11 protein-coding genes are annotated in these 19,880 nt (G+C 26.0%); 5 read left to right on the forward strand and 6 right to left on the reverse strand.

Annotation, left to right across the window (positions count from 1 at the left end; genetic code table 4):
* The first annotated feature begins 167 nt into the window (after nucleotides 1-167).
* Nucleotides 168-6,230, forward strand: a complete 6,063-nt coding sequence (locus V2E26_RS02845; protein WP_330463370.1) for a hypothetical protein — start codon at nucleotides 168-170, stop codon at nucleotides 6,228-6,230.
* 32 nt (nucleotides 6,231-6,262) lie between these two features.
* On the opposite strand, the gene V2E26_RS02850 is transcribed toward V2E26_RS02845, so the two are convergent.
* The 5 genes from V2E26_RS02850 to V2E26_RS02870 form a co-directional block, all read right to left on the reverse strand.
* Nucleotides 6,263-7,072 carry an HAD family hydrolase gene (locus tag V2E26_RS02850; protein WP_330463371.1) on the reverse strand — a complete coding sequence of 270 codons (810 nt, stop codon included), beginning with the start codon at nucleotides 7,070-7,072 and terminating at the stop codon, nucleotides 6,263-6,265.
* 4 nt (nucleotides 7,073-7,076) lie between these two features.
* Nucleotides 7,077-7,379, reverse strand: coding sequence for a thioredoxin family protein (locus V2E26_RS02855; protein WP_330463372.1), 303 nt, complete (start codon nucleotides 7,377-7,379; stop codon nucleotides 7,077-7,079).
* 21 nt (nucleotides 7,380-7,400) lie between these two features.
* Nucleotides 7,401-8,834 (reverse strand): proline--tRNA ligase, encoded by a 1,434-nt coding sequence (gene proS, locus V2E26_RS02860; RefSeq protein ID WP_330463373.1) that lies wholly within the window; start codon nucleotides 8,832-8,834, stop codon nucleotides 7,401-7,403.
* A gap of 64 nt (nucleotides 8,835-8,898) precedes the next feature.
* On the reverse strand, nucleotides 8,899-10,083 hold the full coding sequence (locus V2E26_RS02865) for a phosphopentomutase (protein ID WP_330463374.1): 1,185 nt from the start codon (nucleotides 10,081-10,083) through the stop codon (nucleotides 8,899-8,901).
* Between the two features lie 17 nt (nucleotides 10,084-10,100).
* Entirely contained in the window at nucleotides 10,101-11,561 is a 1,461-nt protein-coding gene (locus V2E26_RS02870) for a DUF1846 domain-containing protein (RefSeq protein WP_330463375.1), read from the reverse strand.
* Between the two features lie 441 nt (nucleotides 11,562-12,002).
* Between V2E26_RS02870 and pyk the strand changes: the two genes are divergently transcribed.
* The 3 genes from pyk (at nucleotide 12,003) to V2E26_RS02885 (ending at nucleotide 16,150) form a co-directional block, all read left to right on the forward strand.
* Entirely contained in the window at nucleotides 12,003-13,424 is a 1,422-nt protein-coding gene (pyk, locus tag V2E26_RS02875) for a pyruvate kinase (RefSeq protein ID WP_330463376.1), read from the forward strand.
* Between the two features lie 190 nt (nucleotides 13,425-13,614).
* Nucleotides 13,615-14,856 carry a hypothetical protein gene (locus V2E26_RS02880; RefSeq protein ID WP_330463377.1) on the forward strand — a complete coding sequence of 414 codons (1,242 nt, stop codon included), beginning with the start codon at nucleotides 13,615-13,617 and terminating at the stop codon, nucleotides 14,854-14,856.
* The gene (locus tag V2E26_RS02885) at nucleotides 14,843-16,150 is read left to right on the forward strand and encodes an MFS transporter (RefSeq protein ID WP_330463378.1); all 1,308 of its coding nucleotides are present in this window, start codon (nucleotides 14,843-14,845) and stop codon (nucleotides 16,148-16,150) included. Before V2E26_RS02880 ends, V2E26_RS02885 begins: the two co-directional genes overlap by 14 nt.
* A gap of 46 nt (nucleotides 16,151-16,196) precedes the next feature.
* Here V2E26_RS02885 and serS read toward each other — a convergent pair whose 3' ends face one another.
* Nucleotides 16,197-17,462, reverse strand: a complete 1,266-nt coding sequence (gene serS / locus V2E26_RS02890; protein WP_330463379.1) for a serine--tRNA ligase — start codon at nucleotides 17,460-17,462, stop codon at nucleotides 16,197-16,199.
* Between the two features lie 141 nt (nucleotides 17,463-17,603).
* Here serS and V2E26_RS02895 point away from each other — a divergent pair, with 141 nt between their 5' ends.
* A complete protein-coding gene (locus tag V2E26_RS02895) occupies nucleotides 17,604-19,880 on the forward strand; it encodes an ATP-dependent DNA helicase (RefSeq protein WP_330463380.1) in 2,277 nt (758 codons plus the stop codon).

Consider the following 19,880-nt stretch of genomic DNA (forward strand, 5'->3'; position numbering starts at 1 on the left):
ATATTCAAAAAGTGAAAATATTATTATTTTTTTAAACAAAAAAGCAAAAAAATTAAAAAACGAAGTTGAAAATCTAAAAAAATGCACATTTTTTGTTTAAAAGTGTTTTAATATAACTAATTTCATGAATTAGTTTTAAAATAAAATTTTAAAAAATAGGAGAAAATATGAAAAAGTCAACTAGAAGAAAAATTTTATCACTTTGATTTTCAACAGCTGCATTAACAACATTGTTTGCATCGATATCTGTTCTTGCAACAAAAGACAGATTAACTCAAGAAGAAAAAGATTACATTCTTTCTGAAATTGATCTTGCAAATGAAAAAGTTAATAATGCTATTAACAAGCTAGAAGAAAATAAGTATTCTGTAGATACATTAAAAACAGCTATAAAAGAAGCTAAAGAAATCTTGGATAAATCTAAATTGTTATTTGATCAACTTAATAAAGAGGAACTAAAAAAAGATCCTGAAATTTTAACTTCATTAAATTCTTTTGAAGAATCCATTAAGAAACTTGAAAACAAAATTAATGATTCAAAAGATCAAGAAGAAAAAAATAAGAAAGAACTTGATCGTGTAGTTGAAGAAGCTAAAATTACAAGTGAGAAGGCTATAAATAGATTAAACAGCACATCTGATATAAATGTTCCAGGATTAAAAGCTGCTAATAAAGAATTAGAAGATGCTTTAAAAGAAATTGAGATTGCTAAAGAAAAAGCTAAAGATTCAAAAGAGCATATAGATAACTTAGCTAAATTAAGTAAAAAAGCAGAAGAAGCAGAACAAAAGGTTAAAAAATTAATTCAAGAATCAGAAAAGCTTACAGAAGAAGAATTAAGAAAAAGATTTTTAGAAGAGATAGAAAAACAAAAAGAAATTCTAAATAATAAAATACAAGAATCTCAAAATAAAAATCTAACTATATCAGAGATTGATGAATTAATTCAAGATTTTGAAAACAAATTAGTAGTTGCTAAAGACGCAAATAATTACATAAAAGAAAATACAAACGACTTAGAAACATTAGCAAAAAATGAAGAATTAAGAAAGTTAACATTAGAATCAGACGATGTTATTGAAGAACTTAAATTAAGAGAGCAAAGAATCAAAAAAGAAATCAACGATGAAATTGCTCGTGTAAAAAAATTGCTAAAGGATGCACAAAATCAAATTAATTCAAGCAATGATTTTGATGAATTAGAAATAGAACACAATAAAGCCAATGAACTATCAGCTAATGATTTAAAAGTACTTAAGGAAAAAGTTTCAACAGTCGGGTATGATGAGGTAGCTGATCAAATAGCAAGTCTAGAATCTACATCAGATTCAAATATTAATAATTCATTAAGCAAACTAAAAGATTTAGTTAGAGATGATTTAAATTCCGCAACTTCGCTTTCTGTAGCACAAAAACAAGAATTTGAAACAAAAATTAACGAAGCAAAAACACCTGAAAAATTAAGAGAAATAAAAGAAGAAATTAAATTAGCTAACTCAAAGGAAAAAGCAATCCATGATATTAATGCTCTTAATTTAATTTCAAATGATCATAAACAAAAGGAAATAGAAAAAATTAATTCAGCGACAACAGTTGATGAAATATTTCCTATATTTGATACTTTAGATAAGCTAAATGATGAGAAAAATAGCTTCAATGAAGAAATTAATAATTTAAACAATCTTTCTGATAACCAAAAAGAATCATTGCTTAAAGAACTAAAAGATTCAGAAACCCATGAAAAAAATGCTGAAATTTTAGAAAAAGCTAAAGATTTAAACACAGATAAGCAAGACAAGAAAACAGAAATTTCTAAATTAACATCATTAAATCAAGATGATAAAAATAATTTTTATAATGAAATTAAAAACGCCGATACAAAAGAAGAAGTGTCAAAAATTTTAGAAAAAGCTAAGGAATTGAATGATTCCAAGAACGACGCCTTAAATAGATTAAATGCTTTAGAACATTTAAACAATGGTGAAAAACAAGATTACTTTAATCAAATAATTCAAGCCCAAACAAAAGACGAAGTAGAAAGATTAATTCAAGAAGCTGAATCTAAGAACAATGCTAAAAAAGAAGCAAAAGAACAAATTAATGCTTATCCAAATCTTTCAAATAATCAAAAGAATAATTTTTCTACAGAAATTGAAAATGCAAGTTCTTCAGAAGAACTAGAAGAAATTAAAAAGCAAGCTGAAATAGCAAACGGTGAAAAAACAAGTTCAATAGCTGAAATTAAAAATTTAGAAAACTTAAGTGAAGATTTGAAAACAGAATTTGAAAATTCAATTAAAAACCTTGATGATAATAATGAACTTGCAAAAATTATTGAAAAAGCTAAAGAATTAAACACCAAGAAAGGTAATTTAAATGATTTAGTAAACTCTTTAGAAACAAAGTTAGATGATAGTAAAAAAGAAGAGTATAAAAAGAAAATTCAAGATGCAACAACACTTGAAGAGTTAGAACAACTTGAAAAAGAAATTAAACTTGAAGATAAAAAGAATAAAGCAAATGAGGAAATCGATTCTTTATCGAACCTAGATGAAGAAAAGAAAAAACAATTAAAAGAAAACATTAATAATGCAAATAATATTGAAGCAATTGATGCAATTTTATTAGAAGCTAAAGACGAAGAAGAATTAAATATTGAAAAAGCTAAAGCTAAGGCAGAAATTAGTGAATTAGAATGAATAGGCAATAATCAAAAAGAAACAGCAAAACAAGATATAGATAATTTAACAACTATTGACAAAGTAAAAGAATATTTAGATAATCTTAAAAAAGTAGATGAAGAAAAGAAATTATTGTTTGAAACTAATATTAAAGACTCAGAAGAATTTGAACAAGATTACAAAGATACAGTAAAAGAAAATATTATTAATTCAGTTGAATCTTCAGAATATAACCAAATTAAAGATGATTTTAAAACTTTAGAAACTAAAAAGAAAGAAATTAAGGATCATATCGATAGTTTAAATAGTTTAGGCGATAAGGATAAAAAAGATTTCTTAGATAATTTAAAATCAAAAGAAAATGAAACAGATTCAGAAGTTGTTAAATCAAGTGCAAACGATCTAAATACATTTAAAGAAGATTTAATTAATAAAATTAAGGAATTACAAAACGTTGAAGAAGCTAATAAAACAAATGGAATTCAAGATGTTAAGGATGCTCAAACAAGAAATAATGCAAACCAAGTTTATGAAGATTTATTATTAAAATCTCAAAAAGAAACAGCTAAAAAAGAAATTGATTCTTTAGCTGATTTAAATCAAACAGACAAAGATAACTTTAAAAATCAAATTGAATCAGCACATACAGAATTCGAAATAAATAAAATTCTTGACGATGCTAGATCAAAGAACCAATTAGAAAAAGCAAAAGAAGATGCTAAGGCAGAAATTAATAATCTTGATTTATTAAGTGATGAATTTAAAACGGAAGAAAAAGCCTTAGTTGATACATTTGTTTCTGTTGAAAATATAAATAACTTAGTTAATAATCTAAAAAGTTTAAACGCTGATAAACAACAAAAACTAAACTCAAAAAATAGTTGATCTGAAATTTCACCAGCTGAAAAAGAACAATTTGAAAAAGAATTAAAAGATAAGAAAAATAAAACTGACGTTGCGACATTAGTTCAAAATTATCAAGAATTAAATGACAAAAGAGCTCATGTTAAAAACGAAATTAGACAATTAAATTACATTAGTGATCAAGTAAAGAATTCATTTAATGAAAGAATTGCTAATCTAAAAGAAATTACACCATTAGAACAACTTAAAAATGAAGCAATTTCACTAGATGAAGCAAATAAACAAAACATTTTAGCAACTAATCAATTAGCATTATTAAATGTAAATTATGTTGATACTAAAGTGATTGAACTAAAAAATTCTTCGACTATAGAAGCTTCAAATGATTTGTTCAACCAAATTAAAGAAATATCTGATCTAAAATTAGAAGCTAATAATGAAATTAAAAATTTAGAACATCTAACACCAAATCAAAAACAAGATTTTGAAAATCAATTAGTTGAAACTAATGATAAAAATCAAATTGAAATAATTAAACAAAAAGCAATTGAATTAAATAATAAAAAGACTGAAGCAATTCAAAATATTAATAATTTAAGTAATCTATCTCATAATCAAAAGCAAAATTATATTAATATGGTTAAAGATGCATTTGAAGAATCTGCGATAGATGATATTGTAAAACAAGCGACAGATGAAAACAATACAAAACAGGCTTATATAACTGAAATTGGAACGTTGGATAATATTTCAGATATTCACAAAAACAAAGTTATTAATGAAATAAAAGCGGCAGATACATTAAATGGTGCAAAAGCTTTTTTAGATGATTTAAAACAATTTAATGAAACTAAAAAACAATTAATTGATGAGATTAATAATTTAGAATATTTAACTAACGCAGAAAAACAAGATAAGATAAATGCTCTTAAACAAAATGCAGAAAATAATATTCAAGCTAATGCTGTTAAAAACGAAGCAAATACATTGAACAATCAAAAGCAAAACTACGCAGACAATATTAAAAGATTAAATCTAATATCAGATAAACAAAAAAATGACGCAGTAAATTACATCAAATCAACAGATGGAATTCCAAAAGCTGAAGAAAAATTTGATGAGCTAAACCGTTTAAATACAGAAAAGAATTCATTTAATTCAACAGTAGCAAATTCAACAAACCTTTCAAATAAAAACAAAGAAGATTTTGCTAACAAAATAAAAGAAGCTGAAACTGAACAAAAATTAGATGAAATTAAAGAAGAATTTAGACGTTTTGAAGCTAATGTAGTTGAAAATAAAAAATACGTAGATTCAATGGAAAAAGCTTTAGCGGTAATGAAAACATTAATAAGCCCTGACCGAACAGATTTAAATAGAGAAGTTCAAAAATTTGAAAAATTCTTAAATGATAATAAAAAGAACGATAACGATTCGGCTGAAGCATTAGAAAATAAAAATAACACACTAAAAAACTCAATAACTGAGAAGTTAAACGATTTTAATAGTGAAATGCTTTCGGTATTCTTTAAAGCTAATAATGCCCCAGGAAGAAATGAAAATCTACACAATGTTCAAAAGCTAAATGAAATCAGAAATCAACTACAACAAGATGTTGAAAAATTTAATAATTTAAAAGATAAACTAGTTGAAGGATTTGAAAATCATTTAGACCTTACCGACTTTAATGAAACTCTTGAAAAATCAGAAGAAGCAAAGGCAACAATTAATCAACAAATAGATTTAACTACTAAATACAACGAGTTAAAAACATTAATTAATACAACTGAAGATTTGACAACTGCTGAAAAAGAGGAAGCATTAAGAACTTGAGAAACTGATATGAGTAAGTACTCAACAACAAACGCAGAGTATAATTCTTTAGAAGAATGAGTAAATTCAAGAATAAGAGAAAATCAACAAGCTAAAGAAGAATATAGATTAGCAAAAGAACAAATGCTGGAATCTATTAATAAATACAGAGTAACAAACTTTAGTACAGCAAAATCTGATCACGATAAAATCATTGAAAAATTACAAAGTTTAATTCAGGCATCAGACCAATATTATGAAAGAGGTTTCGAAGAGAAAAAACTTGGCCAAGTAGCTCAGGCATTAAAGGCCATGGTTGATACATCTAATTTATATGCTGATAGATTAGTTGAATTAAATGACTATATTAATAGAAGAACTGTAAATGGATCTCAAGCAAAAAAATCTAGAGATAAATTTGTAAACGATACACAAGAAGTTAGAGAAAAATTAAAAAATATTGATATTAATATTCAATTTATTAATGACAATAAGCAAAGATTAATTGATAATCCTGTGTTTAATACAAAACAAAAAGTATTTGATGAAGCAGTTTATGAAAGAGTTTATAGAAACAACAAAGGACAAAGTGGTGGGTATGATGTACTATCTATTGAAGCATTTTCAAAAAACGGAACCAGATCACTTGACCAATTAAGTATTAAAAATCTTTCAAAATTCTTATTAGGTTATGAAAATGTAACTGTAAAATTTGACCTTGGAGGAGTTTCTCCACTTTGAGCAAGAAGAGGTGTTTATTGATATTCTAATAGATATAGATACTTTGGATCGTTAGAATTTAGAACTCCTGAAGGATTTGTAAAAAGAATTGAAAGAGTTATAATTGACGAAGTTCAAAATGTGAGACATTAACATAATAAAAGTTGGGATTTAGCCCAACTTTTTTAATTAGATGATTCTATTATTTTTACAGCTTTAGCAACACCTGATTTTTTGTATGAAGGAGCGACTCATTTAGCTTGTGATTTAATATTGTTCAACGAATTTTTCATGGCCACAAATGCACCAACGTATGGTATAGTTGATGTATCATTTCCTGAATCTCCGAAATGGACTGTATCTTTTGGGTCAATATTTAATAGTTTGCAAACATATTTAATTGCTTTTCCCTTGGTTGCATTTATATCATTTATTTCAACAGCATAACCCTTTGAAACAATATGCAATGATATATTTTTAAACTTATTTGCAAGCTCTTCTACTAATTTTTTTATACCTTTTTTGCTTGTTCCAAAAGTAATTATTTTTGTGGAGTCTGCAATTCTAGGAACTTCATCATAAGTTTTACGAGTCATTTTTTTGATTCATGGTCTAAAAAATCTTAACTTGCTTGCGGTTCCATAAATAGTATTCCCGCTATTATATATGATAAATAATTTATTCTCTTTTAAAATCTCAGTTATTTCCATAACTGTATCTTTTTTAATTTCATGTTTAGCAATTATTTGGCCATCATTTTTAACGATTAATCCGCCATTTTGACAGATGACATATGGCGATTGTGTTTGATTTGCTAAATTTAGAACATATTCCGATGCATATCTTCCTGTTGCAATGATAAACGGTGTTCCGCTTTCATTTTTAGTTTTTAAAATATTAAGATTGTCTAAACTAATTCCTTCTTTTGTTTTAGGTAAATCTAGTAATGTGCCATCTAAGTCTGTAAAGTAAGCTTTAGGTTTGAAATTAATCATCTTATTATTTGTTAAATTGTTTTTTAATTTCCTCAGCTGGCATATATCCTAATGTATGGTTAACTAATTGACCATCTTTATAATAGAATAATGAAGGAATGCTTGAAACGTTCATTTCTCTTGCAAATTCAATATTTTGATCAACGTCAAAATCAAATACATTAATTTCTTCATCGTTTGATGCTAGACGTTCTAACTCTGGACCAATCATTTGGCATGGAGGACATCACACAGCTCTAAAAGCAATAATAGATTTTCCTTCTAAATGTTTGTCATTTAATTCACTTTTTAATATTTTTTTATACATATTTTCTCCTTTTAACTTTAACTAGTAAGCTTTTGCAAAAATTACAATTCTTTCTGTTTCTTTATTTGTATAGAAACAATTTTTGTTTTTAATATCAATATTGGTATTAAATGGGATGCAACGCGTTGATGCTCCGGTCTCTTCTTTTATTTTAATTTCATCTTCTGCACTTCCAGCAAATTTTGTAATAACTCAATTACCGTTTTCAATCAATTTTTTAAATTCTTCGTAATTATTAGCTATTTTAATATTATGATTTAATCTTTTTCGTGCTTCTTTTAAAAGATTGCTTTGAATATCTTCCAATAATTTTAAGATAGTTTGAGAAACTTCATTTAGGTCAACATAGATTTTTTCAAGAGTATCTCTTCTAACAATAATAACTTTATTATTGTTCAAATCCCTTGGGCCAATTTCAATTCTTAATGGAGTTCCATGGATTTCTGAATTAGCAGCTTTAAACCCCGCGCTTTTATCGCTTTTATCAATCTTAGCATCAATACCTAGATTAATTAATGATTGAAAAATTTCTTTTGAAACTTTTGAAACCCTTTCATCTTTGGAAGCAAACAATTCAATGATATCAACCTTTGTAGAAGCGATTCTTGGAGGAATTATAATCCCTCTATCATCACCATGAGTCATAATTAGAGCTCCTAGCAATCTTGTTGATACACCTCATGATGTTCCATATGCATTTTCTAATTTATTTTCTTTATTTTTAAAAGTTATATCAAATGCTTTTGTAAAGTTTTGCCCTAGGTAATGACTTGTACCAGATTGCAATGCTTTTCCGTCCTTCATCATCGCTTCAATTGTAAAAGTATATTCTGCACCAGCAAATTTTTCATGCTCAGTTTTTTGACCTTTTACAACAGGGATTGCTAAATATTGTTCCACAAAATCTGTATATACATCAAGCATTTTTTTAGTTAAAGCTTCAGCCTCATTAGCATCCGCATGAACTGTATGCCCTTCTTGTCAAAGAAATTCTCGAGTTCTTAAAAAAGGATTTGTAGTTTTTTCTCATCTCAAAACATTTACTCATTGATTATAAATTAAGGGTAAATCATTATAAGATTCGATTTCGTTTTTAAAGAAATCACCGAATAAAACTTCGCTTGTTGGTCTTATGTAAAATTTCTCACTTAATTTTTTTCCACCAACTTCTGTAACTGTTGCTAATTCTGGATTAAATCCTGAAATATGATTTTTTTCTTTATTTAAAAGATTTTCAGGAATTAATAGTGGTAAATTAACATTTTGCACACCGATTTCTTTAAATTTTTTATCCAATATTAGCCTAATATTATCTCAAATACCAAAAGAAAGAGGTTTGAAGATTATTGAGCCTTTTGATGAACCATAAGCCATTAAATCACCATTTTTAATGACATCTGTATATCATTTTGCAAAATTTTCTTCTTGGGTTGTAATTTTTTCTAGTTTTTTCATATTAAATAATTGTATATATTTTTTTGCATTTTTTTATTTAATAAAAAAATAACAGCAAATGCTGTTAAATTAAACTATCAAATATATCTTCACCAGTTGATTTTATTGGAACGTTGAAGTTTCTTGCAACAATATTACCTGCTGTTCCTAAACCTTGTAATGTACCTAAAATTTTTGGTTTGGTAAATGATTTTGAAAATATTGTTAATGGTAGTGCTTCTCTTGTGTGATCAGGTCCAAATGTTGGGTCATTTCCGTGATCAGAAGTCATAATCAAAAGATCGTCCTTTTTCATTGCGTTAATTAATTTTGTTAATTTAATATCTAGTCTTGATACATTTTGGCTATATCCTATAGGATCTTCACGATGTCCATAATGACTGTCAAATTGAACTAAATTAATAAAGATAAATTGATTTTGAGAATCAGAAGATGCAATATCTATTGCAATATCCATGTTTTCATTGTCTGAAGCAGGACCGTAGTTTTTATCAATACCAACACCAGTAAAAATATCATTAATTTTTCCAACTGCAATTACTTCTACGCCAGCTTTTTGTAAGTCTTCCATGATAATTGGTCCAGTTGGTTTGTTTGCAAAATCATGTCTATTAAATGTTCTTGTAAACTTTCCATTCTCATAAACAAAAGGTCTTGATATGACTCTAGCAACATTTCATTCGGGTTTTGAAGAACAAATTTCCCTTGCTTTTTTTGCATATTCATTAAGTTTTTCTACACCTAATGTATTTTCATCCCCAATAATTTGTAATGTTGAATCTGGAGATGTATAGATAATCATATCCCCTTTTTCCATGTGTTGCTTTCCTAATTCTTCAAGTATAACTGTTCCGGAAGCATTTCTATTTCCAATGATTTTTCTACCATCAAATGCTTTTGAAAGTTCAGCAACTAAATCTTCTGGAAAACCATTTTCAGTAAATTGGGGGTTCGGTGTTTCGGTGTATATACCCATCATTTCTCAATGTCCAGTTAATGTGTCTTTACCATTTGAAACTTCATGTATTTTACCCATATATGCAAGAGGTTTCTTATTTCTTTGAGTATGTCCTGCAACTTTTGCTATTTCTGTAATACCTAATGATTTTCATGTTGGAATTTCTAATGGTAAGGCTTCTGATGCATGTAATAAACTATTTGCTCCCTTATCATTAAATTCTTCTTGTCTAGGTTCGGGTCCAATTCCTAATCCATCAGTAACAATAAAAAATATACGTTTAAATTTCATAAATATTTCTCCTAATATTATTTTATAACAACTGTTTGTTCAGTTAAGTGTATATCCATACTTTTTAGCGTTTCCTTATCAGATTCACTCGAAATTGTCGTTCGATGTAAGTATAAACCTGATAATTTGTTTATTTGATCAAAAGCTTTTTTAGCAATTGATGAAGTTTTAGCACTAATCGATAATGCAAAAAGAGTTTCTTTTAAATCAAGCGATAAATCATTATAATGTAATTTTTGTTTCAATTCTTGAGCTAAAGAAATAGCTTCCGGATCTAAAATGTCAATATTTTGTTCGATTTTTGCGAAATATTTTAGGGCATTTAAAATCGTTGCACTATTTGAGTTTAATAACGCTGATTCTTTACCGATTATAATTTCTTGTGAATTAATTTCAATAGCAGAACATATTAAATTATGTTTAATACTGAACTCATTAGCAACTCTTATTGATTTAACAATGTTTGTGTTGATTTTATTTTCTTTAATAATTTTTAACAACCTTTGAACATGTGTTTTAGGAGTTTTATCCTGTTGATAATTAACAATTGTTTGATAATATCTTCTTACAATTTCCTTTTTTGACGCCATTGAAATAATTTCGTCATCAGTGATGCAAAAACCAGCCATATTTACACCCATATCTGTAGGCGATTTATAAAGCGAGTCTTTATAAATTGTTGTTAATAATTTATTTAGTATTGGAAATGCTTCTAAATCACGATTATAGTTAGTTGCTTTAACCTTGTAGGCATTTCAATGAAAATTATCTAACATATTTATATCATTCAAATCTACGGTTGCTGCTTCGTATGCTAGATTAATTGGATGTTTAACATCTAAATTTCATATTGGAAAAGTTTCGAATTTAGCATAACCTGATTTTATATTATTTTTGTTATCATGATAAAGTTGAGATAAAATAGCACTTAATTTTCCAGAGCCAGGGCCAGGCGCAGTCACAACGATTAGATTTTTCTTAGTTATCGCATAATCGTTTTTTCCAAAACCACCGTCTGAAACAATTAGGTCAACGTTATGAGGATAATTTTTTATTTTGTATTGTTTTATTACCTTTATATTTCTTTTTTCAAGTTTATGTATAAAAGCATTCACTTCTAAAGATTCTTCGAATTTAGTGATAATAATGCTGTTGATTTCTAATTCGTATTTTCTAAATTTATTTATTAATCTAAAAACATCTTCTTCATAAGTTATGTTAATATCTGATCTTATTTTTCTATTTTTAATATCTTCAGAAGAGATAACAACCATCATTTCAACATTTTTTTTTAACTTTAGAAGCATATTTAGTTTTGAGTTGTGTTTAAAACCTGGTAAAACCCTTGAAGCATGAAAATCATTAAATAATTTTCCACCGAATTCTAAATATAATTTATTTCCAAATTTACTTATTCTTTTTCTAATTTCTTCCGATTGCAAATTAATATATTTTTCATTATCGAAACCTATAACCATAATCCCTCATTTCAACACTTAATAATAAAAATTTTATATTAAATTAATATAACTTAAAGAAAAAGCTTTTATTCTTAGAAGAAAAAATTAATATTTTTACTCTCAATTCTATCATCGATACTATATGTGTAATCTCTTATCACATCAATAACATGTTCCTCTAAATTATAAGCCTTGTCAAAGACCATTTTTATTTTTTGTCTATCAGTTTATTTAATTCTTCATATTATTTGTCCGAAGACTTTTTAAACAATAAATTTTGTTTCCAAATTAGTTCATTTATCATTGATGTATTTATAAGGTAAATCAAACCAGCATATTTATTAAAATTCATTTTCTTTTTATATTATTGATTATTTTGAAAGTTTTTAGCTTGTTTCGAATTGTAGAATTAATTTAATGTAAAATTTTTTATATATATAAAATTTCGAAAGGCAAAACATGAAATTTAATGAACAAAGAACAAAAATAGTAGCTACAATTGGTCCTTCAAGTGAAAACTATGAAACAATGAAGCAACTTATTGAGGCTGGTGTTACAACTATTAGAGCAAACTTCTCTCACGGTACTGTGGAAGACCATAAAAGAAAGTTTGAGATAGCAAGACAAATTTCAAGAGAGATTGATCGTCCAATATCATTAATGTTGGATACAAAAGGTCCAGAAATTAGAGTAGGAAAAATGGGTGAAGGCGCAATATTTATTCCTGCAAATCATATTTTAACAATTAAAACAGACAAAAATTCATATGAGAATTTAATTGGAAATCAAGATGTAATTACTGTATCATACAGAATGGACCTTGATGTTGCAGAAGGTAATAAAGTTTTATTAGATGATGGAAAGCTTGTAACTATTGTAAAAGAAGTTAAACCAACAGAAGTTATTGTTGAAACTGTTAATAGTCATAAGTTAAAAACAAACAAAAGAGTTAATATTCCAGGAGTAGATTTTTCTTTACCTTTCTTATCAGAAAAAGATATTGAAGATATTATTTGAGGTGCTAAATATAAAGTAGATTATATTGCTGCATCGTTTGTAAATAATGCATCGCAAGTAAAACAAATAAGAAAAATTTTAGATGAAAATAATGGTCAACATATTCAAATAATTTCAAAAATTGAATCACAAACAGCTATCAATAACATTGAAGAAATTATAAGAGCATCAGATGGTATCATGGTTGCAAGAGGTGATTTAGGATTAGAAATTCCTTATTACGATGTTCCTTATTGACAAAAGAAAATTATCCGTAGTGCAAGGATACAAGGTAAGGAAGTTATTGTAGCAACTCAAATGCTAGACTCTATGGAAAATAACCCATTACCAACTAGAGCTGAAGTTACAGACGTTTATTATGCTGTCGAATTAGGTGCTGATGCCACAATGCTTTCTGGAGAATCTGCAAGTGGTAAATATCCTGTTGAGGCAGTAAAAACAATGTCAAAAATTGCAAAACGTGCTGAAAAAGAATATTTTACTGAATTATTCTATGAAAAACAAATTCAAAAAGTAGCCAACGATCAAAATTCAAGAATGTTAATTGCCTACGAAGTGGCTTCAATACTACAAAGTGGAGAATATAAATTTGCAATAGTTCTTTCACACAGTGGTAAATTATTAAAAGAAGTTGCAAAATATAGACCTAACGCTTACATAATAGGTGTTGTTAGTGATGATAAACTTGTTTGAAGTTACGGAATTACAGCTGGAGTATTTTGTGAAAAACATTCAGAAGCAGTAAGAGCTTTGATTAAATATAACCATAGCGCAGGGCACCAAGTTTTAAAAGATTATGGAGCTAAAAAAGGTGACAAGTATATAGTTGTTGATAGTTTAAATATCACTTCTCACGAATATTAAAATAAAAAAATGAATAGTACCAAAAAAACAGGTATTGTTCATTTTTTATATTGTTAAGAAATGAGTTTATATCAAAGAAATTAAGTCTTTAAAAATAATTTTTAAAGGTCTATAATTTAAAATATAAAACATAAGATATTCAACAACTTCACTAATAAACAAAATATGTTTTAAACAACAAGGATTATGCATGAATTCATCTAACTACGATTTTAATAATATAATAAACTTCTTATCAAAGATTGTAAGAAAATTTAACAAGTTTTATAATAAAGAAATAAAACTTACAATTAAGGGATCATGATCTTTGTGACAAAAGAGTTTAATTGATAGAAAACCAAACGATATTGATTTATGTTTTATAAATAACGAAAACATAAGTGATAAAAAAATGTTTGTTCATTTTTTAATAAACGAAATAAAAGCGATTTTAATCAGAGAAGATAAAAATTTAATCACAGTAAAAGATACAAAATATGGAAAAATTGAGTTTATCTTATTTGAATATATAAATGAAGAATTCTTAGAAGAAATCAATGATGTTTTATACGCAGCAAATATTGAATTTTTAGCAATGGGGAAAATATTGATGCTAAATTATGTGATGTCTAATTATTATTTGCACGATGATAAAATAGAAAAAATTAAAACGACGATAAAGGACTTAATCTATATAAATAATAAGAATTTATTTGTTGATAAATTTTCAATAAAAAACCTTGAGAGAGTTATTTTAAATTTAGTAAGCAACTCGGTTTTTATTTATATTTTTTATAAATACCACACATTTTTATGATGAAATAAGGAATTGGAAAATTATAACTTTCACGATGAGAAAATTAATTCATTTTTTAAAAAAATTAGACATATCTTTAGCTTGATCAATAACGATGAAAAAATTATCAAATTTATAGATTTTAATAAAAAGATAGTTGAACTGTTTTACGATGGAAGATTAAATAAAAATGAGGTTGATATTTTCAAAGAATTTAATTATCATAAATTATCGATATCACTAGATGAATTTAATATAATGATTAAAAACGATAAAGAATCAAAAGCTATTTTATTTAACTTATTTGAAGAGGTAATTAAACATAATAAAAAATTAATTAATTTAAGATTAATTGAATATGATAAATGAGAAAATCATAACATTTTTATAAATTTAAGTGATCACACTAATTTTAATGATCATAAACCCATTGATAAGATTAAAAATAAGTTAATCGATTATAATATTCCATATAAAGAAATTTTAGTTAATGGTTTAAATGATTGTATAAAACCAAACACAAAAATTCCTTCAGTAACTGTTTCAATCCCAGCGGACTCAATACACTCGACGGAATATAAAATAAGTTTATTAAATATTATTTATATGTTGCAAATCATTTATATTTTAGATACGGAGTTAAATGATGAAAAATAAAATTAAATATTCATCTTCTTTAGTTTTTTCAATGATTGGCTCCGAAGCTTTTAAGTTGGCTACTGCTGTATATATTTATAAGTTTACAAGCAGTTTTTGACTAGTTTCGCTTTTATATTTATTGATACAGGTTCCCACCTTTATTTCTTATTTATTAAATAAAAAAATTACTGAACGTTGAAAATTAAAAAACATTCTTTTGATTTGCGATCTATTAAGTTTATCAATTCTTGCAATTATTTTAATTAGTTCCTTTTTTGTAATTAAAGAAAACATATCCTCCGGTGACGGTAAAACTAATTCATATTTTGGTTTTTCGATTTTTCTTCTAGTTATTAATGTTTTTTTAAATATTGTTCATTCATTTAGATTTGTTGCTCTAAAAGCAATTATATATTATCTGTCGTCGAATAAAAATGATATAAAAACATATAATTTTTTAACAGTATTGTTAACTTCTAGTTCAATTTTATTAGGCGTTGTTTTATCATTTGTTTTATTTTCAAAACTTCCATTTTGGTCAATAATTGTCTTTAATATGGCTACTTATTTAATCTCAGGTATATTGTACTTTAAATTAAAACCAAATACTAAAGCATTAAACACTACAGCAGAGTTTGAACAAAACAGAATAACTAACTCATTAGAAACTGTTAAAATTCAAAGTAAAAAATATATTAAAAACATTTGAATTTATACAATAGCATGCAGTTTTATTATTGGGATATTTTTATTTCCACGAACTGCAGGGATGTCTCAATTTTTCAATGAAATTAAATTTGAAGCATCAAAATCTTCTTTTGTTTTAAATATTTCATTTGCAGCGTTTGGATTTGCCGGTAGTGTTATTTCCTTTTTAATAAAAGATAAAAACATTAAATTGATTTGAATTTTAATTCCAATTAATCTGTTATTTATAATGTTAATGCCTATTTTATTTTCGAACATGAATAATGTTGGTAAAAATATATTTTATTTATTATTACTTGGAATACAACAAATTTTCTTTTCATTATTCCTGGCTATTTTTTATACAAATAGTTACCTATTTTTTAAAGAAAAGCAATTCAAACAAAACACTATTTATACTCTTATTTTTAGAGTAATTTCCTCTTCACTTATCATTATATTGCTAACCTTAATAACAATAAAATTAGGGTATTTTATAAGCTTCTCATTCTTTGCTTTATTTATTATTAGTGCAAGTATTGTTATTTCAATAACTGAATATAAAATTTATAAGTATAGAAAAAAATCAATTGATCAACATAATCTAACATCAACTTCTAAATAATTCCAGAATAAAAAATGCCCCTCTAACAGAGCGGGCATTAATTATATTATTTTATGATTTCTTTTTGCATATAAGGAATTAATACTTTTGGAATTGTAATTGATCCATCTTTGTTTTGATAATTTTCTAATATCGCAGCAACAACACGGTCAATTGCTAAGCCTGAACCATTTATTGTATAAGCGTATTTGGTTTTACCATCTTTTGTTCTGTATCTAATTTTTGCTCTTATAGCCTGAAAATCTTTATATATTGAGATTGAACTTGTTTCACGATATCTTTGTTCTGAAGGAATTCATAATTCTAGGTCAATTGTTTTAGCTGAGCCAAATCCCATATCTCCTGTAGAAAGTAGAAGTTCTCTATAAGGAATTTCTAATAATTCTAAAATATTTTTTGCATCATTAACTGTTTTTTGTCATTCATCAAGAGCGTTTTCTTCATTAACAAATTTAACAAGTTCAACTTTATGAAATTCGTGTTGTCTAATTAAACCTTTAGTGTCCTTACCACCACTACCAGCTTCTGATCTAAAACATTTTGTATAAGCAACATATTTAATTGGATTTTCTAAATCTAGTATTTCATCATAATGAAAGTTTGTAACCGGCACTTCTGCTGTTGGAATTAATCAAAGATCAGAGTTTTCAATCTTAAATAAGTCTTCTGCAAATTTAGGTAATTGTCCTGTACCATATAACATATTTGAATTTACAAGGTGCATAGGCATTATTTCTTTATATCCATTTTTGATATGTGTATCAAGCATAAAATTCTCTAATGCTCTAATTAATCTTGCTCCATCATTTTTGTATAATGCAAAACGTGATTTAGCCAGTTTAACAGCTCTTGTAAAATCAACGATATCCAATTTAGTTGCTATTTCATAATGAGGCAAAACATTCTTAACAAGACCACGTCCTAAATTAGGGTATTCACCTATGCAAATATTATCTTCTTCATCTTTTCCTACAGGCACATCATCGTATGGAATGTTTGGAATTTGAGATCTAAAATCATCAACTAATTGAATAATTTCGTTTGCTTCATCATTAATCACTTCAATATCTTTTTTTATCTTATTTACTTCTTCTAATAATAAAGAACAATCTTCGTTTCTTCTTTTCTTAATTCCAATTTCTTCACTTAATTTATTTCTTTGTGCTTGTAAAACTTCAAGTTGGTGAATTAAAGTATTTCTTTTATCTCCTAATTCATAAATTTTATCCAAAATTGAATGGTCAAAATTTCTAGTCTTAAGCTTTTTTATAACATCTTCTTTATTTCTTAATAGATATTTTAAATCGATCATTTCTTACTCCTTATAAAGCTTATTTAATAATTTTATACTTTTTTACAAAAAGTAATCCACTTAAATCAAATTAATCAATATATATGATTACCAATTTTAAAAAAACTATAAAAACTATGTTTGTGATACAATTTAAAAGATATGGAAGACATCACTTCAAAGGTTATTGGTAAATTTACAAAAATATTGTGGCAATCAAATGACAAAAAAACTGTTATTGCCGCTTTTTTAATCATTCAAAATGATGCTAAAAATCCTGTGCATATAAATGCATATAATTCAATTTCAATTACATTTAAAGATAATTCATTTGACAATTCAAAGCTTACAATAAATGAACAACTTTATGAACTAAGTTTGTATAAAAATCTTGCATCAAGATATCCTGATAGCTATCTTTTAAATTTAGATGAATTAATTAAGTTAGTTGAAAATACAGATATTAAATCGGATAAATATTTTTATTTATCAAGATTATTAAGGTTACCTATATTTAAGAATCTAGTTTCTTCAAGGGCTGAAATAATTGCAAACGACTTAGGTGATAATATGATCGATAGAATCCTTAATGATAATACTGTTCATTTTAATAATTTTTCTATCAAAGAAGAATCATGAAATGAATTTGTAAATATAATCAAGGAAAACACTAATTATCTTAAGGATCTAACTGAACTTTTTAAAATTGATGTTTCTTATAACTTTTATAAGATAATGCTGAATTATGTTGATAATTTGTCTGAATTTATTGATGAATATTTTGATAATTTTTATCAATATTATTTTGACGCCGATGAAGATGAAAAACCAAGATTATCAGATATAGATAAGATTGCAAAAAAATATAATCCAGAATCTTTAAAATACAAAAATTCAACTTATCTGTATCATTTTGTTCAGGAATATTTCTTTCTATCAGGAAATACAAGAATTAAAAAAGATGATTTTTATAATGTTATAACTTCGAGTATAAATGATTCTAATTTAGCAACAAATATTGAAATTTTTGAATCAGCTACAAAAATATTATTAAATGAAATGATGATTTTAGAATTAGAATATGAAGATGGTATTTACTATACAACAAGAGATGTTGTGTATATGGAAAAATATATTATCAAGCGTTTAAAAAACGTTGAGAAAAAATCTATAAAAAAACATATTAAATATAATGAAAATTATAAACTTGATGTCCAACAAAAAGAAGCTATAAAATCAGCTTTAGATGATAATTTAGTTTTAATAACAGGTTCACCAGGAACTGGAAAAACATTAATAACAAACGAAATAATAGATAGTTTCTTATCTGAGTTTGATGAAGATGATATAGCCGTATTAACGCCAACAGGAAGAGCTACAATTAATATTAATTCCAAACAAGAAAAAAATATTGCTCAGACAATCCATAGTTTTTTAAAATGAGACATTGATAATAATAAATTCTACATAAGTGAAAAGAATTCTCTTCCAATTAAGGTCTTAATAATTGACGAATTTTCAATGGTTTCACTTGAATTATTTTATAAGCTGTTAAAGGGTATTTCTCAATATTCATTAGCAAAAATAATATTAGTTGGCGATAAAGATCAATTACCAGCAATAGGAAGCGGATATTTAATCAAAGATTTTATTGAAAATGAGATATTTAAAACAATAAAACTGACAAAAATATATAGACAAGCCGAAAATTATGAAATAGTTAATGATGCTTTAAAAATTAATGATGGAATAATGCCACAATTTGAAGGCAAAAGCTCTCAATTTATTGAGTGCAAAAGAAGTCTTTTGAAAAATATGATAATCTCAAAACTTGAGGAATTATTAGATTTAGGCTATGATAAAAAAGATATTGCAATTTTAAGTCCAATCTATAAACACGAAACCGGTATTGATGAACTGAATGAACTATTAAATGATTATTTTAGAAAAAAAGAAAATCAAGAGGTTGTTTTTTATAACGATCATGATATTGCAATAAATGATAAAGTAATCAATCTTGTGAATGATTCTAAATTAAAAGTATTCAACGGAGAAATAGGGTACATATCTAAATTCTCATATGTAATTAGTGAGGTTAAAAAAGAAAAAAGACTTTCACATATAACGGTAGATTTTGAAAATGATGAAAAAACTGTTACATATTCACGATCTGATTTTTTTGAAAAAACATATCCTGCTTATTGTACAAGTGTTCATAAGTATCAAGGTAGTGAGGCAAAAGCTGTAATTGTAGTTCTTTTTTCAGAAGCAAAAAGATTATTAAGCAAAAAATTAATATATACAGCAATCACAAGAGCTCAACAATACAGCGTCGTTATTGGTGAAAAAGAAGCGTTAAAAATTGGAATTTCAAATGATGATGATTCAAATAGAATTACAAACATTAAATATTTATGATTGAAACAAAATATTAAGTAA

It is taken from the genome of Metamycoplasma gateae (assembly GCF_036352135.1).
GTDB lineage: Bacteria > Bacillota_I > Bacilli_A > Mycoplasmatales > Metamycoplasmataceae > Metamycoplasma > Metamycoplasma gateae.